Here is a 24,787-nt window from a genome sequence, read left to right on the forward strand (position 1 = left end):
GAGTTCCAAATGTCCAGTATCACCAGAGAGACCGCTGTCGCCGATGGAAGACCACAGCAACAGGCGGTGGTCCTGCAGGCACCGCAGACGCTTACCTGGGGCAACTCAGGCCCGTTGGCCCTGTGCGCGTTCGCGGTAACAACCTTCATGCTGAGCATGGTCAACGCAAACCTGATCAACGCGGGCGTGGAGCCGGTGGTGTTTGGCGTTGCGCTGATGTTCGGCGGTCTCACACAGCTCATCGCGGGGATCATTCAGCTACGCATGGGCAACACCTTCGGCGGCGTCCTGTTCTCTACCTTCGGGGCCTTCTGGCTGTCACTGTTCGCGATCGTTCAGTACTTCCTGAAGAGTGTTCCGCCAGCGCAGGTCGGTCACGCGCTGGGGCTGTTCCTGTATGCGTTTGGGATATTCACCTTTGTCATCCTGCTCGCTTCCTTCAAGACCAATGTCATGGTGGTAGCCGCGCTCAGCAGCCTGCTGGTGACGTTCATACTGCTCGGCGCCGGGAACTACGGAGCGCATCCAGCGCTCGTTCATTGGGGCGGATACCTGGGCCTGGTCACGGCGGCGATGGCCGGTTACATCGCCTGCGCCGAACTGTGCGAGGCATCCTACGGCCGGTCGGTGCTGCCGCTGTGGCCGTTGGCTGGGCACTAGGGAGTCAGGCGATGAGGAAAGGAGCGCGCGATGGGTCGCTACGACGAAACGTATAACCGGTGGCGGAACGATCCCGAAGGCTTCTGGTGCGCGGCAAGTGAGGCGATCGACTGGGAGCGTCGCCCGGAGATCATTCTCGACCAGGCGCACACGCCGATCCCGGCGTGGTTCCCTGACGGGCAGCTGAACACCTGCTTCAACGCCGTCGACCGCCATGTGCGCGACGGCCGTGGACAGCAGGCGGCGTTGATCTATGACAGCCCGGTAACCGAAACCGTGCGGACATACACCTACGCTGAGCTCCAGGACCGCGTCTCGCACCTTGCAGGAGCACTGGCGCGCGAGGGTGTGGGCCGTGGCGACCGGGTCGTTATCTACATGCCAATGATCCCTGAGGCGGTCTTCACGATGCTCGCCTGCGCGCGACTGGGTGCCGTGCACTCGGTCGTCTTCGGCGGCTTCGGGGCTGAGGAGCTGGCCTCGCGGATTATTGACTCCGGCGCGAGGGTGATCGTATGCGCTTCATGCGGAATCGGCCCTGCTGGGGTTATGCCCTACAAACCACTGGTCGACCGTGCGCTGGACCTGGTCGGCTCCGACCAGTCACGCTGCGTTGTTGTGCAGCGCGAGCAGGGGCCGGCCGACCTGATTCCGGGCCGAGACATCGAGTTCGAACGGTTCCTGGATGGCGCGCCCGCGGTCGACTGCGTGCCCGTCGGTGCCACCGACCCGCTCTACATTCTCTACACATCCGGGACGACGGGGATCCCGAAAGGTATCGTGCGCGACAACGGTGGCCACGCGGTGGCACTCTCGTGGTCGATGGACGCCGTTTATGGGGCGCAGTCCGGCGACGTCTACTGGGCGGCCTCCGACATCGGCTGGGTGGTCGGCCATTCTTACATCGTCTACGGACCGTTGCTGCACGGCTGCACGACGGTTCTCTACGAGGGCAAGCCGGTCGGAACTCCCGATGCCGGTGCATACTGGCGGGTGATCGAGCAGCACCGAGTCAGTGTGATGTTCACGGCGCCGACGGCAGTCCGGGCGATCAAGCGCGAGGACTCGGACGGCCGGCTGATCGCCGAGTACGACCTTGGCTCGTTGCGGACCGTGTTCCTGGCTGGTGAGCGGTGCGACCCGGACACGCTGGTTTGGACCTCCGACCATCTCAAACGGCCCGTGGTCGACCATTGGTGGCAGACGGAGAGTGGCTGGCCCATGGCGGCAAACAGTGTCGGCCTGGAGCTGTTGCCGGTCAAGCCCGGTTCACCAACCAAACCGGTTCCCGGCTACGAGATCCACGTGATCGATAGCGATGGTCTGCCTGCGGCTGTCGGCGAGCAGGGTGCGATCTGCGTGCGCCTGCCACTGCCACCTGGCTTCACACCGACGCTATGGAACGGTGAGGAGCGTTTCATCCAGGCCTACCTGGCACCTCAGCCCGGCTATTACTCAACCGCTGACGCGGGCTATTACGACGAGGATGGCTATCTGTATGTGATGGGCAGGACCGACGACGTGATCAACGTCGCCGGTCACCGTCTCTCGACGGGGCGGCTCGAGGAGATCCTCTCGAGTCACCAGGATGTCGCCGAGTCAGCGGTCGTCGGTGTGGCGGATGCCCAGAGAGGGCAGGTGCCGCTCGGACTCGTGGTCCTCAAGAACGGTGTTGAGCATCGTGACGCGCAGGTTGCCGCCGAACTGGTTGCGCTCGTGCGCGAGCGGCTCGGCCCAGTGGCGGCCCTGAAGCAGGTCGCGGTCGTCGATGCCCTACCCAAGACACGCTCCGGCAAGATCCTGCGGGCGACGATCCGCCAGATCGCGGACGGACGCGCCTGGAAGGTCCCGCCCACGATCGAGGACGCGGGCGTGCTCGACGACTTGGTCCCGTTGCTGCGGCGGCTCGGCTACGCCGACGCGGGCGTACTGGTGACCGAGCAGTGAGCGGCGGAGGCTCTGGGCTCGACGGCGAGCCCAGAGCCTCCCGTTCACCCCCTGTCGTGGTTGGTCGCCGACATAAGCGCGCCGATTGCTGGCCGGGTGGCGGCCCCCAGGTTGGTCTCGATGCCAACGCGGGGGCGCTTCACCTACCGTCTGCGCGCTGAAGCGGCCAGAACGTGGTCGCCATAGCTGGTGTCGGCAGGGTTCAGGTTGACGCCGGGCTTGATGATCGCGTCGATGCGATCCAGGATCCCCGGATCGAGCGTGACCTCCGTGGCCGGTAGCTGGCTCGCCAGCTGCACCAGGGTGCGCGGCCCGATGATCGCGGAGGTGACGGCCGGATGGTTGACGACGAACGCGATTGCCAGCTCGATCATCGACAGTCCGGCTTCGTCGGCGAGTTGCTGCAACTCCCCGACGACTTGGAGCTTGTGCTGGTTCTCGGGCAGCGACATGTCGAAGCGCGCGGCGAGCCTCTGGCGGGCGGGGGAGGTTGGTGCACTGTCGGCGTGCCAGCTGCCCGACAGCCAGCCGCCCGCCAGCGGGCTGTAGGTGAGGATCCCCATCCCATGGCGCGCCGCGGTGGGCAGCACGTCGAGTTCGATCCCGCGCACCAGCAGCGAGTAGGGCGGCTGTTCGGTGCGGAAGCGCTCGAGCTTTCGCTCGCGGGCGGTCCATTGCGCCTCGACGATCTCGCCGGCCGAGTATGAGGAGGAGCCGATGTAGCGGACCTTGCCCTGCCGGACGAGGTCTGTCAACGCGCTCAGCGTCTCCTCAACGTCGGTTGCGGGGTCCGGCCTGTGGACCTGGTAGAGGTCGATCCAGTCGGTGCTAAGCCGCCGCAGCGAATCCTCGACCGCACGCATGATCCAGCGGCGCGAACCACCGCGTCGGTTGGGGTCATCGCCCATCGGCATGAAGAACTTGGTGGCGAGCACGATGTCTTCGCGACGGCCCTTGAGCGCCTTGCCGACGATCTCCTCGGACTCGCCGGCGGAGTAGATGTCGGCGGTGTCCACGAAGTTGATCCCGGCATCCAGGGCCGCGTGGATGATGCGAATCGACTCGTCGTGGTCAGGGTTGCCCCAGGCGCCGAACATCATCGCGCCTAGGCAGAGCTTCGAGACGTGCACACCGGTGCGTCCCAGGGGGCGATATTCCATGATCAGATTGTGCTCCGCTTGCAGATGTGGCCTGAGGCCCGCTCAGGCGGACGGGTATGCGGCCCGCAGCTCCGGCAGAACCTGCTCGGCGACCATCGCCGCGGTCCTCGCCGGGTCCGAGGCGGTCGTCATCGAGCCGCCGCTCAGCATCACGATGACCTCGCTGAAACCGGCCTGCGCGAAGCCGTGGATGCGCTCGGTAAGCTCCGCCGGGTCGTTGCCCGCAGCGAGCTGGACCGTCCGGCGGATCTCGGCGGGGTCACGGCCGATCTTCGCGCACGCCTCGTCGAGCTGCCGTGAGCCATCCACCGCCGCCGCCACATCCCGTCCGGCCGGGCCGCTTGCGTTCCACACGTCCGCGTGACGGGCTGTGAGCCGCAGCATCGCGGGGCCGCCGGAGCCCACCCAGATCGGCGGGTAGGGCTTCTGCACCGGCTTGGGGTTGGCGACCGCGTTCTTCATCGTGAAATAGCGGCCGCTGAAGTCGGTTCGCTCCTGTGTCCACAGCGAGCGGATGATCTGCAGGCCCTCCGAGAAGAGCCCGACGCGATGATCGAGCCCTGAGATCCCGTACATCTCGTGCTCGTTGGCGGCCCACGCGGCGCCGATCCCGAACTCGAGCCGGCCGCCCGAAAGATGGTCGACCGTGGTTGCGATCTTCGCCAGCAGCGCCGGGTTGCGGTAGGTGATCCCGGTGACCAGCAGGCCGATGCGCACGTGTGAGGTCGCCACCGCCATCGCCGCAAGCAGCTCCCAGCCGTCGAAGATCGGCCGCTCCTCGCCGATCGGGCCGATGCTCGCCAGATGGTCCATCGCCCAACAGTGATCGAAGCGGGCCTCGTCGGCGATCTGCCAGACGGCCCGGTAGCTCTCGATCGGAGCGTCCTGGGAGAGCTTGATCCCGACGCGCAGCGGCTCTGTCATCACATCTCCTGTCTTGCGTGCGAACTGGCGTATCGGCAGGCCCGGGCAGCTCGCGGCCCGCTGGCCGCGAGCTCGGTGCCTGTCTGTCCACAGCCTACGCGCTTGCACTACGCTCACGTCCCGTGAAGGCTGAGACCAAGCTCGTGGCCGGGACGCCGCCGGCGCTCGACCGCGCCACCGTGCATGCCTACCGGGAGAACCAGCCGGGTCCCTTCTACTACCAGCGCGAGGCGCACCCGGTTGGGCTCGAGGCCGAGCAGCGGCTCTCTGAGCTCGAGGGCGGCGAGGCGCTGCTCTTCCCCTCCGGTATGGGTGCGGTCACGGCCCTGTGTCTGGCGCTGCTTGAGCCAGGCGCGCGTGTCGCGGTCGCCGACGGCGGCTACTACGGCACCGTCGGGCTGCTGCGCGGCGAGCTCGCGCGCTGGGGGCTTCAGGTGAGCGTCTTTGACCAGACCGGCGAGCCTCCCGAGGCCGAACTCGTGTGGCTTGAGCCCTGCTCCAACCCGATGTTGACCTTCCCGGACATCGCGCATGTGTGCGAGCGCGTGCACGCCGCGGGTGGGCGCGTGCTGGTGGACAACACTGTGCTGAGCCCGCTGCTGCTCAGGCCGCTCGAGCACGGCGCCGATCTTGTGCTGCACAGCGCCAGCAAGATCCTCGCCGGCCATCACGACGCGCTCTTGGGCGTGGTCGCCTGCGCCGATCAGGAGGCCGCGGCGCGGCTGCGCGCCTTCCGCAACGCCTCTGGAATCGTCGCCGCCCCCGACCCCGTCTGGCTGCTGTTGCGCGGCATGAAGACGCTCGGCCTGCGGGCCGAGCGTCAATCGGCAAGCGCACTTGAGCTCGCCCGCCGCCTCGCGGGCCATCCCGCCGTGGCGACCGTGCGCTACCCCGGCCTGGGTGACGCGGTTGCCGACCGCTACGTCAGCGCCTACGGGCCGCTGCTGTCCTTCGACGTCGCCGACGGTGAGGCCGCGGCGGCGGTCGAGCGCGGCCTGCGGCTGATCGAGAACGCGACCAGCCTCGGCGGCGTGGCCTCCACGCTCGAGGCCAGGGCGCGCTGGGAGGGGGAGCGCGTGCCGCCAGGCCTGTTGCGCCTCAGCGCGGGCCTGGAGGACGTCGAAGACCTCTGGGCGGATCTGCAGCAGGCGCTCGCCGCCGCCTGACGGTCAGGCGAACGCCGCGTCGGCGGCTTCGGCCAGCGCCGCCAGCGAGTGAAACTCGGCGGCGAACGCCACCGTGCCGTCGGGCTCCGGGGTCGCGCCCCAGCCGTCCTGATCGCGGCGGCGGTTGATCCACACCGACTGGATGCCGTGGCGCCGGGCGGGGACGTGGTCGTGAAAGAGGCTCTGGGCGACGTGCAGCAGCGCCTCGCGGCCGACGCCGAGCTGCGCGAGCTTTGCCTCGAGGGCCTCGAAGTGGTTTGGAGCCGGCTTGTAGGCGCCCACGTCCTGCGCGGTTATCACCGCCGCGAAGTCTCCCTGCAAGCGCCGGTTGCTCGCAGCGAAGCCCTCGCGGTGGACGTTTGAGACGATGATCAGCCGGTAGTGCTCGGCCAAACGGGCGAGCGCGCCGCGCGAGTCCGGGAAGGCGGGCCAGTCGGGCACCGAGTCGCCCAGGCGCTGCGCCCAGGCTTCGCTGACGGGCGCCGCGAGCGCCTCGCCGGTGCGCCTGAAGGCCGCGGCGAGCACGTCCGGGTAACGCGCGGTCGGCTGCTCGCGCTCCACCGCCGCCTCGCTGGCGGCGTAGGCGGCAAGCAGCGCGTCGGCGTCGAGCGCGAGCCCCTGTTCGGCCGCCCAGGGGGAGAGCACCGCGGCGATCCCAGCCTCCCAGTCGATCAGCGTGCCGTAGCAGTCGAAGCTCAGCACCTCGAAGCGGGTGAGGTCGAGCGTTCCAGCCATTCACCGCTGAGTATGCCGGGACGACGTGCTGTCCGCTGCCGCCACGGCGGCGCGATGCTTGATATGAACCAGTCTGTGTTCGAGAAGATCCTCGTGGCCAACCGTGGTGAGATCGCGATCAGGGCGTTCCGGGCCGCGTACGAGCTCGGGGTGCGGACGGTCGCCGTCTACACCTGGGAGGACCGCGCGTCACTGCACCGCCAGAAGGCGGACGAGGCCTATCTGATCGGCGAGCGCGGGCACCCGATCCGTGCGCACCTGGACATCGACGAGATCATCCGCGTGGCGAAGCTCTCCGGGGCCGACGCGATCTATCCGGGATACGGGTTTCTGTCGGAGAGCCCGGAGCTTGCGCAGGCCGCGATCGACGCCGGCCTGACCTTCATCGGTCCGACGCCAGCGGTGCTCGAGCGGGCCGGCAACAAGGTCACCGCCAAGCAGCACGCGATCGCCGCGGGCGTGCCGGTGCTCGCCTCGAGCCCCGCCACGACCGACATCCAGACGCTGCTCGATGCCGCCGATGAGATCGGCTTTCCGGTCTTCACCAAGGCGGTAGCCGGCGGCGGTGGCCGCGGCATGCGTCGCGTCGAAACACGCGAGGAGCTGCGAGCGGCGCTCGAGTCGGCGATGCGCGAGGCGCAGGCGGCGTTCGGTGACCCGTCGATGTTCATCGAGCAGGCGGTGCTGCGTCCCCGCCACATCGAGGTGCAGATCCTCGCCGACGCAGGTGGCGAGACGATCCACCTGTATGAGCGTGACTGTTCGCTGCAGCGCCGCCATCAGAAGGTCGTTGAGATCGCGCCGGCACCGAACCTCGATCCCGCCGTGCGCGAGGCGATCCTCGCCGACGCGGTGACCTTCGCCCGTTCAATCGGCTACCTGAACGCCGGCACGGTCGAGTTCCTGCTCGACACCAGGGGCGCGCGCGCGGGTCGCCACGTGCTGATCGAGATGAACCCGCGCATCCAGGTCGAGCACACCGTCACCGAGGAGGTGACCGATGTGGACCTCGTGCAGTCGCAGATCCGGATCGCCGCCGGTGAGACGCTCGCCGACCTCGGCCTCACCCAGGAGAGCATCCGCGTGCGCGGCGCGGCGCTGCAGTGCCGGATCACCACCGAGGATCCGTGGCACGACTTCCGCCCCGACAGCGGACGGATCACGACCTACCGCTCGCCCGGCGGCGCCGGCATCCGGCTGGACGGCGGGACGGTCAACGCCGGTGTGTACGTGAGCCCGCACTTCGACTCGATGCTCGCCAAGATGACCGCGCGCGGCCCGGACTTCACCGCCGCCGTGCGGCGCGCCAAGCGTGGCCTGGCCGAGTTCCGGATCCGCGGGGTGGCGACCAACATCCCGTTCGTGCAGGCGGTGCTCGAGGACCCCGACTTTGCCGCCGGCGATCTCTCCACCTCGTTCATCGAGGAGCGCCCGCAGCTGCTCGAGCCCCGCGAGTCGGCCGATCGCGGCACCAAGGTCCTGAGCTGGCTCGCGCACGTCACCGTCAACCAACCGAACGGGCCCAATCCGGGCGTGATCGATCCGGCCGCCAAGCTGCCGGCGCTCGATGCCGAATCACCGGCGCCGGCCGGCTCGCGGCAGGCGCTTCTCGCGCTGGGGCCCGCCGCCTTCGCGCAGGCGCTGCGTGCCCAGCGCGAGTTGGCGGTGACCGACACCACCTTCCGTGACGCGCACCAGAGCCTGCTGGCGACGCGGCTGCGCACCCGCGACCTCACCCAGGTGCTGCCCCACGTGGCGCGCATGACGCCGCAGCTTCTCTCGGTCGAGGCTTGGGGCGGCGCGACCTACGACGTGGCGCTGCGCTTCCTCGGCGAGGACCCCTGGGAGCGGCTCGACGCGCTGCGCGAGGCGCTGCCCAACATCTGCATCCAGATGCTGCTGCGTGGCCGCAACACCGTCGGCTACACCCCCTTCCCGGAGGCGGTGACACGCGCGTTCGTGCAGGAGGCGGCGCGCTCGGGCCTTGACATCTTCCGCATCTTCGACGCGCTCAACGACGTCTCGCAGATGCGCCCGGCGATCGAGGCGGTGCTTGAGACCGGCAGCACCGTCGCCGAGGTCGCGATGTGCTACTCGGGCGATTTGATGGATCCCGCCGAGGACCTCTACACGCTCGACTACTACCTGCGCCTGGCCGAGCGGATCGCCGAGACGGGCGCGCACATCCTTGCGATCAAGGACATGGCGGGGCTTTTGCGCGCGAGCGCCGCCGAGCGCCTCGTCGGCGCGCTGCGCGAGCGCTTTCCGCAGCTGCCGATTCACGTCCACACCCACGACACCGCTGGCGGTCAGCTCGCCACGCTGCTGGCCGCCGCACGCGCCGGCGCCGACGCGGTTGACGCCTCAAGCGCGCCGATGTCGGGCACCACCAGCCAGCCGTCGCTCTCCTCGCTGGTTGCCGCCACCGCCCACACCGAGCTCGACACCGGCCTTTCGCTACAGGCCGTCTGCGACCTCGAGCCCTACTGGGAAGCGGTGCGGCGCGTCTACCGGCCGTTCGAGTCGGGGCTGGCCGGGCCGACCGGCAGGGTCTACCGGCACGAGATTCCCGGCGGCCAGCTCTCCAACCTCCGCCAGCAGGCGATCTCGCTGGGCCTGGGCGACCAGTTCGAGAAGGTCGAGGATTGGTATGCGGCGGCCAACCGGATCCTCGGACGGCCGACCAAGGTCACACCCTCGTCGAAGGTGGTGGGCGACCTGGCGCTGCAGCTGGTCGCTGCCGACGCCGACCCGGAGGACTTTGAGCGCCACCCCGAGCGCTATGACATCCCCGACTCCGTGATCGGCTTCATGGCAGGCGAGCTCGGCGACCTACCCGGCGGCTGGCCGGAGCCGTTCCGCAGCAGGGTGCTGAGTGGCCGCGACATAAGCGGCGTCGGCGAGCAGCCGCTCGCCGAGGAGGATGTGACCGCGCTTGCTGAGGCTGCCTCGCCACAGACCCGCCGCCGGACGCTGAACCGCCTGCTCTTCCCGGGGCCGACCAGGCAGCGCGATGAATTTGTAAGGCGCTACGGCGACCTGTCGCCGCTTGGCACGATCGACTATCTCTACGGTCTCACGCCGGGGGTCGAGGCGTCGGTCACCGTAACTCGCGGCGTCCAGTTATACGTCGGCCTGGAGGCGATCTCGGAAGCCGATGACCACGGTTACCGGACGGTCATGGCGACGCTCAACGGCCAGCTGCGTCCGATCATCGTGCGCGATCAGAGCATCCAGGTGGCGGTTCGCGAGACGGAGAAGGCCAATCCGGAGAACCCGGGGCACATTGCCGCGCCGTTTGCCGGCAGCGCCACCGTCAAGGTGCTTGAGGGTGAGCGCGTGGAGGCCGGCCAGCCGGTCGCGATGATCGAGGCGATGAAGATGGAGGCGACGATCACGACCCCGATTTCGGGGACGGTGACGCGCGTGCTGTTGCGTGAGACCGGACATGTCGAGGCGCGCGACCTGATGCTCGAGATAGCCCCTTAGGGCGCGTCGCAAAATCCGAGCCTGGGCCGGGAGCGAGGCGGGCGGCGGGCCCACCGGGTGGTTGACCGGACGACCTCACCCCGACCATCAGTGCTGCAGGCGGCGCAGGAAGGATTCCATGCCGTCGCTGAGGAGGTCGGGCGGCAGACGGCCGACGGTGTGGAAGTAGTAGCTGTCGAAACTCCACTTCATGAGGTGCGCGAGCGGTCCGTCGAGGGTCAGGTCCGTCGATCCGCCAAACAGCGTGTCGGAGAGGATCAGGGTGGCCTGGATGCCGCCTCGGTTGGCGATGCAGAACACCTCGGGGCGGTGCGGCGGGATCTCGCCCTGGCCGGTCAGATCGTGCCGGATCGCGGCCGCTGCCACGTCGGCCTGCATCACCGCGATGTGGCCGAGCTTTGGCATCGCGAGCGCCGCGCAGTCGCCCGCCGCGTAGACGCGGTCGAGGTCGAGGTGGCGCATCGTCTTGTCGGTGGGGACGAACCCCTGCTCGTCGCCGAGGCGCTCGGAGCGCTTGATCAGCGGGTTGCCGGAGTAGGGCGGGAGCACGATCGAGAGGGCGCTCTCCCAGCTCGTGCCGTCGCTGAACACGACCCCGCCTGCGTCGACGCGGGCGAGCACCTTGCCGGTCTGCACCTCGATCCCGTGGCTGTGGACCAGCGGCTCGACGTCGGCGTGCACCTTGGGTCCGACGTCCTCGAAGAACACCTCGCCGGGGCTGAACACCCGCAGTGTCGCCTGCTCTCGTAGCCCGCGGCGGCGAAGCTCATGGTCGATCATGAACATGAGCTCGGCGACCGGACCCTCGCACGGCGCAGCGAGTCGGGGGGCATCCACGCGGCTTCCCCACACGCTGCGCGCCGAGCCGATCACGATCGGGCCGCCCCGGAACCGCTTGAGCGCGTCATACAGGCGTGGCGCCTCGACGTCGTCGCACACCGAGTAGCCATGTTCGCGAAAGCCCGGTATCGCGTCGTAGTCCTTGACCGCGCCGAGCGCTATCAGCAGGTGGTCGTAGGCGAGCGTCTCGCCGCCTGTCAGCAGGATCTGGCGCTGGTCGGCGTCGATCCGCTCGGCGGACTCGTTCACGAATCGCACGCCGTGGTGGGCCAGCAGCGGCGCTAGCGGGAAGCGGGCGTGATCGACGAGCTTGCCGGCTACTGCAACCTCAGGCAATGCGGGCCGGGCGAGGCTCGTTGCCCGTGCGTCGACAAGCACGAGCTCCACGCGCTCACCGAGAGCCTGGAGCCGATGCAGCGCTCGCAACCCGGCGAACCCGCCGCCGAGAATCACCACGCGCGCCCGGTCGCCCATCACGCGACGGTAGCGGTCGCCCGCGGCACCGGCAACTCGGCCACAGCACTCGGCACATGCACGCCTCCTGCGCAACCAAGATGCGCAGCAGCCCTAACCGCAGCGGGCGTGCCCGAGTGTCTCACCAGAGATCTACTCTACGCCGGGTGGAACTGCAACATTTACCGATCATCTAATTGAGCGACGGTCCCCCGGGAGGCGCGGATGAAGATCAGAGCGGCGGTACTGGAGGAGTTCGGCAAGCCGCTGAACGTGACCGAAGTCGAGCTCGCCGAGCCCCGCCAGGGCGAGGTGCTGGTGCGCCTGGCCGCCTGCGGGGTCTGTCACACCGACCTGTACACGGCCTCCGGTGTGGATCCGTCCGGGTACGCACCCTGCGTGCTCGGGCATGAGGGGGCAGGTGTTGTCGAGCAGCTCGGCGCCGGTGTCAGCTCGCTTGCGGTCGGCGACCACGTCGTCACCCTGTTTGCGCCCCAGTGCCGTGAGTGCGAGCACTGCAAGAGCGGCCGCACGAACCTGTGTCTGGCGGTCCGCGAGCAGCAGAACAGGGGCTACCTGCCCGATGGCACCACGCGACTCTCGCGCGACGGGGTGCCGATCAGGCACTTCATGGGCACCTCGACCTTTGCGCAGTACACGGTGATGCCGGAGATCGCGCTTGCGAAGGTCAACCCCGAGGCCCCTTTTGAGGCGGCGTGCCTGTTCGCCTGCGGGCTATCGACGGGACTGGGGGCGGCGATGTACACCGCAGCGGTACGCGAGGGCTCGACCTGCGTTGTCTTCGGTGCTGGGATGGTCGGGCTCGGGGCCGTTGTCGGCTGCCGGCTGGCGCGGGCGCAGCGGATCATCTGTGTCGACCTCTCGCCCCAGCGGCTCGAGCTTGCGGCGGCGCATGGGGCCACGGACACCTGGCTGGCTGGTCCCGACACGGTCGCGCAGATCCTCGAGCAGACCCGCGGTTTTGGCGCCGACTACACGTTCGAGGCGACCGGCCGCGTCGAGGTGATGCGCCAGGCCGTCGAGTCGGCGCGCATGGGCTGGGGCCTGTGCACGGTGGCGGGCGTCGCGGGCAAGGGAGAGACGCTCGACGTGATCCCGCGCTGGCTGATTCAGGGGCGCCGGATCGCGGGCTCGTCCTTCGGTGGGGTCAGGGGCCGGGACCAGGTGCCGGAGCTGGTGGAGCGCTACCTGGCGGGCGAGATCGACGTGGAGGCGTTCATCTCCCGCCGGATCGCCCTCGAGGACGTCAACCACGCCTTTGAGCTGATGGAGGCCCAGGACGGGATCCGCAGCGTGATCGAGTTCCGCTAGAGCAGCGACTCAAGGTCAAGCGGCCAACCCGTGTAGGCCTCTGCCAGGTAGCGGCGCCCCGCCTCTGAGGAGACCACCGATTGGAGCTCTCCGAGCTGGCGGCGGCGATCAAACTCGCTTGCCTCCGGCGTCAGGTGCAGCATCTGCGTCATCCACCAGGAGAAGTGCTGAGCCTTCCACACCCGCTCGAGCACGTCGGGCTCGTAGCTTTCGATCAGCGACCGGTCGCGCTTACGCATCAGCGCCCGCAGCGCCCGCGCGAGGACCACCACGTCGGCGATCGCCAGGTTCATCCCCTTTGCTCCCGTCGGGGGCACCGTGTGCGCGCAGTCGCCGACCAGCGCGACACGGCCACTGCTCAGGCTGCTGGCCACATAGCTGCGAAAGCGCAGCACGTCGCGCTGAAAGATCGGCCCGCGGATCAGCGGATGCGGGGCGACGCGCGCCTCCAGGGCCTCCCAGATCTGCTCCTCGCTCCACGACTGCGGATCGAGGTCGGGGTCGCATTGCAGGTACATGCGCTGCACGGTGGCGCTGCGCTGGCTGATCAGCGCGAAGCCCTCGGGTGAGTTGCTGTAGATCAGCTCCGGTGCGCTTGCCGGCGCCTCGCAGAGGATTCCGAACCAGGCGAAAGGGTACTCGCGGAAGTAGCCCTCGCCCGCCGGGCCGGTGACGGCCCGGCGGGCGACACTGCGGGACCCGTCCGCGCCGACGACGAAGTCGGCCGTGATCGTGAGCGGCTCGCCGTCGGCGTCGGTGGCGAGCACGCGCGCGACCGCCCCGTCGTCCTCGACGCGCACCGCCTCGGTCTCGAAGCGGAGCTCCTGGCCGTCGGCGAGTCGGGCGGCGATCAGGTCGCGCAGCACCTCGTGTTGGGGATAGAGCCACACGCTGCGGCCGGTGAGCGCCATGAAGTCGATCCTGTGGCCGGTGCCGGCGAAGCGCAGTTCGATCCCGTCGTGGCGCTGCCCGTCGCTCAGCACCCTGCTGCTTGCACCGGTTTGGCTGAGCAGCCTGACCGTGTCGGCCTCGAGGATCCCTGCACGGACGGTCGTCTGGATCGCCTCGCGTGTGCGCTTGTCAATCACGATCGACTCGATCCCCGCGGCGCCCAGCAGATGCGAGAGCATCAGCCCGGCGGGGCCCGCGCCGACGATCGCCACCTGTGTGCGCGCGCTGCTCACCCCGGGCATCTTATGACCTGCCGCCCGCTGGCCAATACCCTTGAGCGACCGCCGATGCCGGACCACAAGCTCGACTTTGACCCGATCGCCGAGGCCCGCCGCCAGTGGGACCTGCACTGGGGCCAGCAGGCCGGCCCGCAGATGGTGGCGGTCACCTCGATCATGCGCGCCCAGCAGATCCTGATGGCGCGGCTGAACGCGCTGCTCGCGCCGTTTGATCTGAGCTTTCCGCGTTATGAGACGCTGATGGTCCTCTTCTACAGCCGTCACGGGGAGCTGCCGCTCGGCAAGCTCTCACAGCGGCTGCAGGTGCACCGTGCGAGCGTCACCAACGTGATCGACAAGCTCGAGTCCGGTGGGCTGGTCGTGCGGGTGGCGCACTCAAGCGACCGCCGCGCGACCCTCGCGCGCATCACCGACCATGGCCGCAGCGTCGCCGAGCAGGCGACACTCGCGCTCAACGAAGCTGGGTTTGGCCTCGGCGCCCTTGACCTGGGAGCCTGCGAGCAGCTCTTCGCGCTGATCGAGCCGCTGCGGCGCGACGCTGGCGACTACTGACAGCGCCTCAGGGCTCGCTTCCCGCTGCCGGTCAGGCGCCGCCGTAGCTGTAGAACCCGCGTCCGCTCTTGCGGCCGAGGTGTCCGGCGGTCACCATCCGCTTGAGCAGTGGTGGTGCGGCGTATTCGGGCCGTCCGAACTCGTCAAGGAGCGAGTCGCAGACCGCTTGGAGCACGTCCAGGCCGATGAAGTCACACAGCGTGAGCGGTCCCATCGGGTGTCCGCAGCCGAGCTTCATGCCGGTGTCGATGTCCTCGCGGCTGGCGAAGCCCTCCTCGTACATGCGAACCGCCGCCATCAGGTAGGGGACCAGCAGGAAGTTGACCACGAACCCGGCGCGGTCCTTGGTGCGGATCGGCTGCTTGCCGATCTGCGCTGCGAACGCCTCTGCGTCGGTCACGGTCTGCGGGTCGGTGTCGATCGCCGCGACCACCTCGACCAGTTTCATCACCGGCACCGGCGAGAAGAAGTGCAGGCCGACCACGCGCTCGGGCCTGCGGGTGCGCGCGGCCAGCGCCGCGATCGGGATCGATGAGGTGTTCGAGGCCAGAAACCGCGCTTGCGGCAACAGCGCGTCCAGCTGCTCGAAGAGCTTGCCCTTGAGCTCGGGGTCCTCGTAGACCGCCTCGACGAGCGCATCGGCCTGTGTCAGGTCTTCGATCGTGGTGGTGTAGGAGATGCGCGCGATCAGCGCGTCAGCCTCCTCGCGGCTGCGCTTGCCGGCCTCCACAGCGCGTGCCACAGAGACAGCCAGTCGCTCGCGTGAGCGCTCAAGCGGCGGGAGCTCGGGCTCAAAGACGGTCACTGCGACACCGGCGGCGGCGGCCGACTCCGCGATCCCGGAGCCCATGAAACCGGCCCCGACCACTGCCAATCGATCGATGCTCATGTCAGGATCATCTCGCTTGCGGGCTCCTCATGTGTGTCGGTGACCTTCAGATAGTTTGAAGGTCGCCTATTCTATTGTCATCTGCACTCTCGAGGAGACGGGATGAGCGCGACACTGCCAACCGCAGAGCTTCCGCGCCAGGCGCGCCCTGACGCATCGCCGCTTCGCTTCATCACGGCCGCGTCGCTGTTTGACGGCCATGACGCTGCGATCAACGTGATGCGCCGCTTGATCCAGGATCACGGGGCCGAGGTGATCCATCTCGGCCACAACCGCAGCGTCGATGAGATCGTCCGCGCGGCGGTCCAGGAGGATGCTGATGCGATCGCGATCAGCTCCTATCAGGGCGGTCACATGGAGTTCTTCAGCTACATGCTCGAGCTGCTGCATGAGCGTGGTGCCGGTCACATCCTGGTCTTCGGTGGTGGTGGCGGCACGATCACGCTGGAGGAGATCGCTGAGCTCGAGCGTCGTGGGGTGGAGCGTGTGTATCACCCCAATGACGGGATGGCGCTTGGGCTTGTGGGGATGATCGATGACCTGATCGCGCGCGCCCGCGAGCACCGTGACGCCACGGCCGCCACCGGCCTTGCGGTCACGCCCGACGCGGCCGCTGGCAGCGACGATCTGACGGTCGCGCGGGTGCTCTCCGCGCTCGAGGACGGCCTGCTGGCGGAAGCGGAGCTAAAGCGGTTGCGTGCGGGCTGGGCGTCCGTCTCGCAGCGGGCGCCGGTGGTCGGCATCACCGGGCCCGGTGGGGCGGGGAAGAGCACGGTCACCGACGAGCTTTTGAACCGTTTCTCACAGTTTTTGCCGGAGCACCGGATCGCGGTGTTGGCGGTGGACCCGACGCGCAGGCGCACCGGTGGCGCGCTTCTGGGTGACCGGATCCGGATGAACAGTCTGCGCAACGAGCGGATCTACATGCGCTCGCTCGCGACCCGGCAGAGCAACCGTTCCACCAGCGCGACCCTCGCTGACGCGCTCTCCTACCTCCGCGCCGGTGCGGGCTTTGACCTGGTGATCGTTGAGACCGCCGGCACCGGTCAGGGCGACTCGGAGATCGTCGACCACGTTGATGTGCCGCTTTATGTGATGACCAGCGAGTTTGGTGCCGCCAGCCAGCTTGAGAAGATCGACATGCTCGACCTTGCGCAGCTGGTGGTGATCAACAAGGCGGATCGTCCGGCGGCGCAGGATGCGCTGCGTGATGTGCGCAAGCAGTGGCGTCGTAACCACGCCTCCTTTGAGCTTGCCGATGAAGAGCTGCCTGTCTACCCGACGGTCGCAAGCCGCTTTGCTGACCCTGGCCTCACCACCCTGTTCTTCGCCCTGTGTGAGCGGCTCGGCCTGCCCGCTGAAGCGCCCGCCACCGCCACCGCGCTCGCGCCGGCTCCCGAGCCGGCCGGCCCGGCCGGCGGTGCTCTGATCCCGCAGCCGCGGGTGCGCTACCTGGCTGAGATCGCCGAGCAGGGCCGTTCGATCAACGTCGCGATCGAGCACGCCGCGCGGCGCGCCGCGCAGGCGCAGGCGTATCTGGAGGCGGTCAGGGCGCTTGGCGACGATAGCCCGGTGGTGGCGGAGCTCGAGCGCCGCGCGCAACAGGCGCTTGCCGACATCGGTCCGGAGGCCCGGATGCTGCTTGAGGGCTGGGAGCAGCGGATCGCCGCGATCACCGCGCCCAGCTACAGCTACGAGGTTCGCGGAGCGCAGGTGAGCGGCGATAACTACCGCCGCTCGCTGAGCGGGCTTCAGATCCCCAAGCTTGCACCACCGCGCATCGACGGTTGGGGGGACCGGCTGCGCTTCTTGATGAAGGAGAACCTGCCCGGCCACTACCCCTACACCGGTGGTGTGTACCCGTACCGCCGTGCCAGCGAGGAGCCGACCCGCATGTTCGCGGGCGAGGGCACACCGGAGCGCACCAACCGCCGCTTCCACTATCTCTCCCAGGGACAGCCCGCGGCGCGTCTGTCAACGGCGTTTGACTCGGTCACGCTGTATGGCGCCGACCCGCACGAGCGCCCTGACATCTTCGGCAAGGTCGGCAACTCGGGCGTGTCGGTCGCCACCCTCGATGACGCCAAGAAGCTCTACTCGGGCTTTGACCTGTGCGCAGCGTCGACGTCGGTGTCGATGACGATCAACGGGCCCGCGCCGATCATCCTCGCGTTCTTTCTAAACGCCGCGATCGACCAGCAGGTCGAGCTGCATCTGCAACAGACCGGCCAGGTCGAGTCAGCGCAACGACGGATCCTGGAGTGGCTCGGCGACCGGCCCCGCCCGCACTACGCAGGCGAGCTGCCCGACGGCAACAGTGGGCTCGGCCTCGGGCTGCTCGGCGTCTCAGGCGACCTCGTGGTCGAGCGTGATGTGTATGAGCGGATCAAGGCCGAGACCCTGAGCACGGTGCGTGGCACCGTGCAGGCCGACATCCTCAAGGAGGACCAGGCGCAGAACACCTGCATCTTCTCAACCCAGTTCGCGCTGTCGATGATGGGCGATGTGCAGCGGTATTTCATCGACCATCAGGTCCGCAACTTCTACAGCGTCTCGATCAGCGGCTACCACATCGCCGAGGCGGGCGCCAACCCGATCACCCAGCTGGCGTTCACGCTCGCAAACGGCTTCACGATCGTTGAGTACTACCTCGCGCGAGGCATGGCGATCGACGACTTCGCCCCCAACCTCAGCTTCTTCTTCTCAAACGGCATGGACCCCGAGTACGCGGTCATCGGCCGGGTCGCACGCCGCATCTGGGCACGCGCGATGCGCGAGCGCTACGGCGCCTCGCCGCGCAGCCAGATGATGAAGTACCACATCCAGACCTCCGGTCGCAGCCTGCACGCGCAGGAGATCAGCTTCAACGACATCCGCACCACCCTGCAGGCGCTCTACGCGATCCTCGACAACTGCTCGAGCCTGCACACCAACGCCTACGACGAAGCGATCACCACTCCGACCGAGGAGTCGGTCCGTCGCGCGATGGCGATCCAGCTGATCATCAACCGCGAGCTCGGGCTCAACCAGACCGAGAACGCGCTGCAGGGCTCCTTCATCATCAGCGAGCTGACCGACCTGGTCGAGGAGGCCGTCTACGCGGAGTTCGAGCGTCTCTCCCAACGCGGCGGGGTGCTCGGCGCGATGGAGACGATGTACCAGCGCTCAAAGATCCAGGAGGAGAGCCTCCACTACGAGCGTCTCAAGCACTCCGGTGAGCTGCCACTGATCGGCGTGAACACCTTCCTGCCCAAGGACGGCCATGGCGAACAGATCGACAAGCTCGAGCTGATCCGCTCAAGCGATCAGGAGAAGCGCCAGCAGATCGCCAACCTGAACGCCTTCAAAGACCGCTGTGCCGGCGAGAACCACGACAACGCCCTAAAGCGCCTCGCAGACGTAGCCCGCAGCGGCCAGAACGTCTTTGCGGAGCTGATGGAAACCGTCAAATACGCCTCACTCGGCGAGATCACCGACACGCTGTATGCGGTCGGCGGCGAATACCGCCGCAACATGTGAGTCTCGGGCGTCGGCTCGGTACCCTGGCTGCGCTCGGCCGTGAGCGGTAGCCCTTGCACATAGATCCCTACATCGTTCTCGGAAGCGCTGTCGTGGGTCTGCTCGTCGGCATGACTGGCGCGGGCGGTGGTGCGCTGATGACGCCGATGCTCATCCTGCTCTTCGGGGTGACACCGACCGCAGCGATCTCCAGCGACCTCGTCGCCGCGGTGGTGATGCGGCCGTTCGGCTCGGCCGTGCACCTCAGGGCCGGGACGGTCAACCGACAGCTAGTACTGCTGCTCGCGACCGGCTCGATACCGGCAGCTTTCCTGGGCGCCTACCTGCTGCACCTGCTCGGCAGCTCGACGGCGGCCAAGAGCCACATCGAGACCGTGCTCGGAGTCGCGCTGCTCGTCGGCGCTGGCGCCATGGTCCTGCGATTCACGCTGGATCGCCGCGCCGGAGCACACAGGAGCGATGAGATCCACAGGCTCGAGGTGCGACCACTGCTGACTGTCGCGGTCGGCATCGTCGGCGGCGTGACCGTCGGCTTGACCTCGGTCGGATCCGGGTCGCTGATGATCATCATGCTGCTGTTCGTCTACCCGACGATCAGCGCCAAGCAGCTGGTCGGTACCGACCTCACCTAGGCCGTGCCGCTCACGCTCGCGGCCGCTGTGGGCTCACTCATCTTCGGCCACGTGCAATTCGCTGTCACCACCTCGCTGATCATCGGTAGCGTGCCCGCCGTGCTGATCGGATCGAAGCTCTCCGCGAGCGTCCCGGACAGATTCATCCGGCCGGTCATCGCCTTCGTGATCTTCGCCTCAGGGCTCAAGTACGTCGGCGTCGGCCCAGCAACGCTCGGCTGGATCCTCGTGGTCGCCCTGCTGGGCGGCGCAACCTACATCGTCCTCCAGCTGCGCGGCGGCGAGGGCCCGCCCTAGCCTGGGCTGGCCGGCAGCGTCGCCAGGAACCGGCGCACCTGGGCGCGGCTTGTCAGGCAAATCCAGCGGCTGTCGCGTTGCGCGGCGTAGCGACGGCGCTGCGGTTCATGCTGCGTCCACGACCAGAGCAGAACCGAGCGTTGAGGATCGCGGGATAGCGCGTCGCGTAAGGACTCGCGGTTACCGTTCCACAGCTGCTCGCGCAAGATGCCCCGCCGCAGTGTCCGCCAAGCCAGCTGACGCATCACGGTCATGCGCGGAAAGTCAAGCCAGATGACCGTGTCTCCCCGCTCCCTGACCAGATCGCCACCCTTGGTCTCGTAGTTGCCATCGGCCACCCAGGCACCGTCAGCCGGGCAGGCCACCTCGAGTCGCGCGCGCATCTCATCGGCCGACATGGCGCTCCAGCCGGGGCCATGGTGGATGGCGTCCAGCTCCACATGGGTGAACCCGAGCACAGCGGCGAGACGGCACGCCAGCCAGCTCTTGCCAGCACCGCTGGAGCCCACAATCGCCACCCTGCGTACAGCACAGATGATCGCAGCCCGCACCGCCCGAGGTCCGCCTCAGAGGCGCCACCTCCAGGCGCTCCAGCGGGCATCCGCGGCGAGCGGGCTCTTGGCTCTATGGATCTCGAGCGCGGCGGTCAGTCGTCGCGCCTCGCTCTGCTTGCCAGCGCGCATCGGGTGTAGCCGCGCTTGAGCTCGGGCCTGCTCAAACTCCGGGGATGGTTGCGGACGCAAGCACAACTCCGCGGAGTTGCGCCTCCTGAGAGCGCCTGCTACGGGCTGCGTCGTGCTGTGAGATAGGCGGCGGCTGCGCGCGCGGCTCTCCGCGAACGGACCGACCGGCCCGTGAGGCCGGCGCTGGCACGCGTCGGCGCGTAGGTCTCCGAGCCGCTGCGGGTCGCGATCAATCCGTGGAGGACCACGAGCTACGCCGCGGTTGGTCCCCCGCAGGGACGCGGCGGGCTCTGGGAGGATGCTGTCGTGATCGTGTTGAGTGAGTGTGATGTCGGTCGGCTGCCTGAGGTCGTGGACGCTCTACGGCGGATGGCCTGCGACCGCTCGCCGGGACAGCTGCATCCGGGGGACCTGGGCTGGCAGTGGCGCTTCGGCGCGGAGGCGACGGCGACGGCGGTCAGGACCTGGAGTCGCGACGAGCAGATAGTTGCGGTTGGCATGCTGGACAGTCCCAGGTTGCTGCGTCTTGCGGTTGTGCCCCAGGAGCAGGCCGACGAGGAGCTCGCCAACCAGCTGCTGATGGACATCATGCGCCCCGAGCGGGGTGTCCTGCCGCCAGGCGACGTGTCCGTCGAGGTCCGCTGCGGCGGCCCGCTGCGAGAACTCCTGTGCGATGCGGGCGGGGTCCTGGATGAGCCGTGGACGCCGCTGCGACGGGACCTCGCCGAGCCGGTCGATCATCCCAAGGTGCCGATTGAGGCGATCGGCCCCGAGCGGGCCTGGGTTCGGGCGGCCGTGCAGCGGGCCGCGTTCGATAACTCGACGTTCACGGAGGAGCGCTGGCACGCGATGGCCGCCGGAGCGCCCTACGCGGAGGCTCGCTGTCTTGTCGCTTACGACGATCAGGGAACGGCGGTCGCGGGCGTCACGGTGTGGTCGGCCGGCCCGGGAAGGCCGGGGCTGCTTGAACCGATGGGCGTCCATCGCGACCATCGCGGCCGCGGCCACGGAATGGCGGTCACCACCGCGGCCGCCGCGGCGCTGCGCGACATGGGCAGCTCAAGCGCGATCGTCTGCACGCCGAGCTCCAACCTCGGCGCCGTCGCGACCTACCGATCAGCCGGATTCCAGCAGCTGCCCGCCGTGCACGACCTGCGGCTCCGGGCTAACCGCGCTCGACAGGGTTAGGCGCTCCCTCGTCGACCGTGATCAGCCGCATGAGGCTGGTGTTGATGTAGAAGGCCCATGCGCTTGAGCACTTCTCGTAGCACTCGATCTCGGGCGTCAGCCCGACGTGGCTGAAGCGCACGACCGTGTTGTCACCCTCGCTCGCGATATCGAAGACGATTTTGCTGCCGACCCACTCGCTGGGGTCGTCTGTGAAGTCGAGGTGGGCGTCGGTCACCTCCCAGACAACCCGACGGCCCGGGGCCAGTTCGGTGATCCGCTGCCTTGACCGGTGGATGTTCTGGTAGCGGTAGGTGAACTCGGCGCCGAGTTGGTCGGTGGCACCGTCGATCTCTCCCGACCACCAGCCGCGAACGTCGACGATCGCTGCGAACGCCTGCTCGGGTGTCTGCTCGACGGTGAATTCGGTGGTGAAGTTCTGCATTGGTATCCAGCGCCCTGTTGGTTGCGCTGCTGCCTTTGCCTCTACAACTGCGCTGGTGGCGAAAACTGGTCGCCGGGCGCAAGCCCGAACGCGGAGAACAGGGAGGTGTCCAGAGAGGCGTGGATCGCGGCGATCCGATCCCCAGTTATCTCGAGCACCATGATCGCGTAGGGCGCCGGCGTGCCGGCCGCGTCGGGGCGGTGGACGGCCAGCGCCGGGCAGCCGTTGGCTCTGAGTGACAACAGACGGTCGTGACCCCCCTCGTCCCGCATTCCCGCCAGGAACGCCCTGATGTCGCGAACGCCCTGCAGCCAGAGCTCAAACGGCGGCATCGTGATGATCGCGTCCTCGTGCAGGAGCGCCACCAGCGCGTCCACGTCATAGCGCTCAAACGCGTCCACATAGCGTTCGAGCAGCGCACGCTCCACCTCAACACTGTCGGGTGCGGCGGGGTCGAGGTGCTGCAGCGCCGCGATGAACGCGAGCCGCACGGTCTCACGTCTCAGCACCACGACCGCGGGGTCGCCGGTGAGCAGTGTGTCCGGGATCGGCGCCACCCACGTCGCCTCGGGCCGGGGGGTGCCCATCACGAGCTCTCCGGCGCCTGGCGGACCGAGCTCGACCGGCAACGCCCTGCGGCCGCGACCCTTCAGCGCGTCAAGACACACGTTGGTCGCGATGGGGTAAAGCCAGGGCCGCAGACCGCCGTCCTATGCAGAGCGGTCCTCGAAGCGCGCATGCGCCCGCCACGCCCGGATCAGCGTGTCCTGCACCGCATCCTCAGCGTCAAAGGGAGAGCCGAGCATGCGATAGCAGTAGCCGTTGACTTCCTCCCCGCCCTTGCGGACGGGGATTCCCTCGGGGCGGCTCATGCCGCTCCTGCCAGGGTTGACGCTTCGCAGGGGCCGTTACTTCCGGCTGTCCCTCCACGTCCTGTGACCGCCAGTCCGGCGGCGAGGATGTTCAGTGCGGCGTTTATGTCCGCGTGTGTTTCTTGTCCGCAGCCGGTACACCGGAACCGCGCTTGGCTCTCGCGCGATACCGGGTCCACGTGACCGCAGGCGTTACAGGTCTGTGAGGTTCGACGGGGATCGACCGCGATCACCTGCACGCCGCAGGTTACGGCCTTGTCCTCGACGCGACGACGCAGCATTGACCAGCCTTGCTGGCTGATCGCCCGGTTCAGCCCGGCCTTCTGCCGGACTCTTGTGCCGGGCTGCTGGACGGTGCCACGGGCGCTACGGAGCATGCCCCTGACGTTCAGGGCTTCTAGCGCGATCAGGTCGTGCTCACGCACCAGCATGGTCGAGGTCTGTTCCACGAAATCCTTGCGACGGTCCGCTTGCCGGGCGTGCAGGCGGGCGATGCTTCGCTTCGTTCGCTCCCGCCGGTTCGAGCCCTTCTTCTGGCGGGCTTTGCGGCGCTCCAACCGCCGCAACCGCTGCGCCTTCCCGGCGCTCATCACGGGCGCTCTCAGGTGGCGGCCATCACTGAGCGTGATGGTGGCTGCGACCCCGAGGTCGAGGCCGACCACGGCCCCGGTGAGCGCCCGCAGCATCACGGGCTGGGGGGCGGTGAAGCTAACATGCCAGCGCCCGGCCCGGTCCATCGTGAACCGCGCCATCCCGAACACGGCCGGGAGCGGACGTGAGAGCCGGAACCTGACCCACCCTACCTTCGGGACGAGGATCGCGGCCCAACGACGGTCGAACCGGCGGACGTTCACGTCACGGATCGTGAAGCTCTCATGCACTCCGGCCTTCCACCACGTCGGCCGCCGCGCGTGGCCCTTCCGCCAGTTCTGAAGCGCCCGGTCGAAATCCCTAAGCGCCTGCTGTTGCACGGCGGAGCTTCCTTCCCCGAGCCATGTCTCGCGGCGGGCTTCGGCTAGCTGCCGGAACCGCTGCGCGCTCGAAGGCGTGGGTCCACGACGCGGGTCGTAGAGGTTGAGCTGCTCAAGCGCGAGATTCTTCACATACCGCGTCTCCGCGCAATGGCGGCGGCACCCGGCAGCCTGCCCGGCTGTGGGGTATGCGCGGTAGCGGTGTGCCATAACCCTATAATACGGTTTGTGTCGGCAGACCCGAACGATTTCAGGAACGGACGGCATGTGGTCTACCGTTTGCACGCGCATGTCGTACTCGTAACGAAATACCGGCGGGGTGCTATCACCGACCGGGTAGGCGAACTGCTGATCGCCACGACCCGTGAGGTCTGCGAACGCCACGACGTGACACTCGTTGAGGCCGACGGAGAGCACGACCACCTACACCTGCTGTTGGACTACCCGCCAAAGATCAGCCTCTCCACTTTGGTCGGGGCGATCAAAACCAACAGCAGCCGGATCGTTCGGGAACAGAACTGGCCAGAGGTCCGCCAAGCCCTGTGGGGCCAGCACTTCTGGTCCCCGTCCTACTGCGTCCTCTCCACCGGCGGTGCGCCCATCCAGGCCGTTAGGGCGTACATCGCCAGCCAGCGAGAACCCAACCGCAGGCCAGGGCGACCCGGACGGGCTTGACCCCTCCCTCACCGAAGGGCTTGCGCCCTAAGACTGGTCAACTCCCGCCGGTAGGACTCGAGCTCGGCAAACCCAGAGCTCCCAGACGACAAAATCCCGCCCATGGCCACCGATGCTAAACACCGCCGGTCACCTCGCAAAGCTAAACGCCGCCAAAGTTGGTTGAGCGCGCAAGCACAACTCCGCGGA

Annotated in this window: 20 protein-coding genes and 1 pseudogene; 10 read left to right on the top strand and 11 right to left on the bottom strand. The window is 68.1% G+C overall.

Features of this window, described 5'->3' with window-relative positions; genetic code table 11:
* The first annotated feature begins 9 nt into the window (after positions 1-9).
* Positions 10-660, top strand: coding sequence for an acetate uptake transporter (locus M3M54_RS00005; RefSeq protein WP_249020143.1), 651 nt, complete (start codon positions 10-12; stop codon positions 658-660).
* A gap of 30 nt (positions 661-690) precedes the next feature.
* On the top strand, positions 691-2,607 hold the full coding sequence (locus M3M54_RS00010; RefSeq protein WP_249020144.1) for an AMP-binding protein: 1,917 nt from the start codon (positions 691-693) through the stop codon (positions 2,605-2,607).
* Positions 2,608-2,750: 143 nt separating this feature from the next.
* On the opposite strand, the gene M3M54_RS00015 is transcribed toward M3M54_RS00010, so the two are convergent.
* Complete coding sequence (locus M3M54_RS00015) at positions 2,751-3,767, bottom strand: aldo/keto reductase (RefSeq protein ID WP_249020145.1); 1,017 nt, start codon at positions 3,765-3,767, stop codon at positions 2,751-2,753.
* 42 nt (positions 3,768-3,809) lie between these two features.
* Positions 3,810-4,691 (bottom strand): LLM class flavin-dependent oxidoreductase, encoded by an 882-nt coding sequence (locus M3M54_RS00020; RefSeq protein WP_249020146.1) that lies wholly within the window; start codon positions 4,689-4,691, stop codon positions 3,810-3,812.
* Between the two features lie 122 nt (positions 4,692-4,813).
* On the opposite strand from M3M54_RS00020, the gene M3M54_RS00025 reads away from it, so the two are divergent.
* The gene (locus M3M54_RS00025) at positions 4,814-5,857 is read left to right on the top strand and encodes a PLP-dependent aspartate aminotransferase family protein (protein WP_249020147.1); all 1,044 of its coding nucleotides are present in this window, start codon (positions 4,814-4,816) and stop codon (positions 5,855-5,857) included.
* Between the two features lie 3 nt (positions 5,858-5,860).
* Here the strand turns inward: M3M54_RS00025 and M3M54_RS00030 are convergent, their stop codons facing one another.
* Complete coding sequence (locus tag M3M54_RS00030; protein ID WP_249020148.1) at positions 5,861-6,592, bottom strand: haloacid dehalogenase type II; 732 nt, start codon at positions 6,590-6,592, stop codon at positions 5,861-5,863.
* 75 nt (positions 6,593-6,667) lie between these two features.
* Between M3M54_RS00030 and M3M54_RS00035 the strand changes: the two genes are divergently transcribed.
* The gene (locus tag M3M54_RS00035) at positions 6,668-10,081 is read left to right on the top strand and encodes a pyruvate carboxylase (RefSeq protein WP_371878687.1); all 3,414 of its coding nucleotides are present in this window, start codon (positions 6,668-6,670) and stop codon (positions 10,079-10,081) included.
* An 87-nt stretch (positions 10,082-10,168) separates the two neighbouring features.
* Here M3M54_RS00035 and M3M54_RS00040 read toward each other — a convergent pair whose 3' ends face one another.
* A complete protein-coding gene (locus M3M54_RS00040) occupies positions 10,169-11,395 on the bottom strand; it encodes an NAD(P)/FAD-dependent oxidoreductase (protein WP_249020150.1) in 1,227 nt (408 codons plus the stop codon).
* 204 nt (positions 11,396-11,599) lie between these two features.
* On the opposite strand from M3M54_RS00040, the gene M3M54_RS00045 reads away from it, so the two are divergent.
* The gene (locus tag M3M54_RS00045) at positions 11,600-12,706 is read left to right on the top strand and encodes an alcohol dehydrogenase catalytic domain-containing protein (protein WP_249020151.1); all 1,107 of its coding nucleotides are present in this window, start codon (positions 11,600-11,602) and stop codon (positions 12,704-12,706) included.
* Here M3M54_RS00045 and M3M54_RS00050 read toward each other — a convergent pair.
* On the bottom strand, positions 12,703-13,899 hold the full coding sequence (locus M3M54_RS00050) for a 4-hydroxybenzoate 3-monooxygenase (protein WP_371878606.1): 1,197 nt from the start codon (positions 13,897-13,899) through the stop codon (positions 12,703-12,705). The two genes, M3M54_RS00045 and M3M54_RS00050, sit on opposite strands and share 4 nt — an antisense overlap.
* Positions 13,900-13,944: 45 nt before the next feature.
* On the opposite strand from M3M54_RS00050, the gene M3M54_RS00055 reads away from it, so the two are divergent.
* Positions 13,945-14,448 (top strand): MarR family winged helix-turn-helix transcriptional regulator, encoded by a 504-nt coding sequence (locus tag M3M54_RS00055; protein ID WP_249020153.1) that lies wholly within the window; start codon positions 13,945-13,947, stop codon positions 14,446-14,448.
* Between the two features lie 31 nt (positions 14,449-14,479).
* On the opposite strand, the gene M3M54_RS00060 is transcribed toward M3M54_RS00055, so the two are convergent.
* Positions 14,480-15,337, bottom strand: a complete 858-nt coding sequence (locus M3M54_RS00060) for a 3-hydroxybutyryl-CoA dehydrogenase (RefSeq protein ID WP_249020154.1) — start codon at positions 15,335-15,337, stop codon at positions 14,480-14,482.
* 102 nt (positions 15,338-15,439) lie between these two features.
* On the opposite strand from M3M54_RS00060, the gene M3M54_RS00065 reads away from it, so the two are divergent.
* Both M3M54_RS00065 and M3M54_RS00070 read left to right on the top strand, forming a co-directional pair.
* A complete protein-coding gene (locus M3M54_RS00065; RefSeq protein WP_249020155.1) occupies positions 15,440-18,856 on the top strand; it encodes a methylmalonyl-CoA mutase family protein in 3,417 nt (1,138 codons plus the stop codon).
* A 110-nt stretch (positions 18,857-18,966) separates the two neighbouring features.
* A pseudogene (locus M3M54_RS00070) lies at positions 18,967-19,785 on the top strand (sulfite exporter TauE/SafE family protein).
* Here M3M54_RS00070 and M3M54_RS00075 read toward each other — a convergent pair.
* Positions 19,782-20,303, bottom strand: coding sequence for a hypothetical protein (locus M3M54_RS00075; protein ID WP_249020156.1), 522 nt, complete (start codon positions 20,301-20,303; stop codon positions 19,782-19,784). The pseudogene M3M54_RS00070 and the gene M3M54_RS00075 overlap by 4 nt on opposite strands.
* A gap of 474 nt (positions 20,304-20,777) precedes the next feature.
* On the opposite strand from M3M54_RS00075, the gene M3M54_RS00080 reads away from it, so the two are divergent.
* Positions 20,778-21,656, top strand: coding sequence for an N-acetyltransferase family protein (locus M3M54_RS00080; protein WP_371878688.1), 879 nt, complete (start codon positions 20,778-20,780; stop codon positions 21,654-21,656).
* On the opposite strand, the gene M3M54_RS00085 is transcribed toward M3M54_RS00080, so the two are convergent.
* From M3M54_RS00085 to M3M54_RS00100, 4 genes are read right to left on the bottom strand one after another with little or no spacing between them, the layout of a single operon-like run.
* Positions 21,634-22,080 carry an SRPBCC domain-containing protein gene (locus M3M54_RS00085; protein ID WP_249020158.1) on the bottom strand — a complete coding sequence of 149 codons (447 nt, stop codon included), beginning with the start codon at positions 22,078-22,080 and terminating at the stop codon, positions 21,634-21,636. The two genes, M3M54_RS00080 and M3M54_RS00085, sit on opposite strands and share 23 nt — an antisense overlap.
* Before the next feature lie 41 nt (positions 22,081-22,121).
* A complete protein-coding gene (locus M3M54_RS00090) occupies positions 22,122-22,748 on the bottom strand; it encodes a nuclear transport factor 2 family protein (protein ID WP_249020159.1) in 627 nt (208 codons plus the stop codon).
* A 42-nt stretch (positions 22,749-22,790) separates the two neighbouring features.
* Positions 22,791-22,952: a sigma factor gene (locus tag M3M54_RS00095; protein ID WP_249020160.1), complete on the bottom strand. Its 162-nt coding sequence runs from the start codon at positions 22,950-22,952 to the stop codon at positions 22,791-22,793.
* A complete protein-coding gene (locus M3M54_RS00100; protein ID WP_371878607.1) occupies positions 22,949-24,190 on the bottom strand; it encodes an RNA-guided endonuclease InsQ/TnpB family protein in 1,242 nt (413 codons plus the stop codon). The genes M3M54_RS00095 and M3M54_RS00100 overlap by 4 nt, the downstream gene beginning before the upstream one ends.
* Here M3M54_RS00100 and tnpA point away from each other — a divergent pair.
* Complete coding sequence (tnpA, locus tag M3M54_RS00105) at positions 24,074-24,598, top strand: IS200/IS605 family transposase (RefSeq protein WP_256465801.1); 525 nt, start codon at positions 24,074-24,076, stop codon at positions 24,596-24,598. The genes M3M54_RS00100 and tnpA overlap by 117 nt on opposite strands.
* Positions 24,599-24,787: the final 189 nt, after the last annotated feature.

Origin of the sequence: Conexibacter sp. S30A1, assembly GCF_023330665.1 — a bacterium.
Taxonomy (GTDB): domain Bacteria; phylum Actinomycetota; class Thermoleophilia; order Solirubrobacterales; family Solirubrobacteraceae; genus Palsa-465.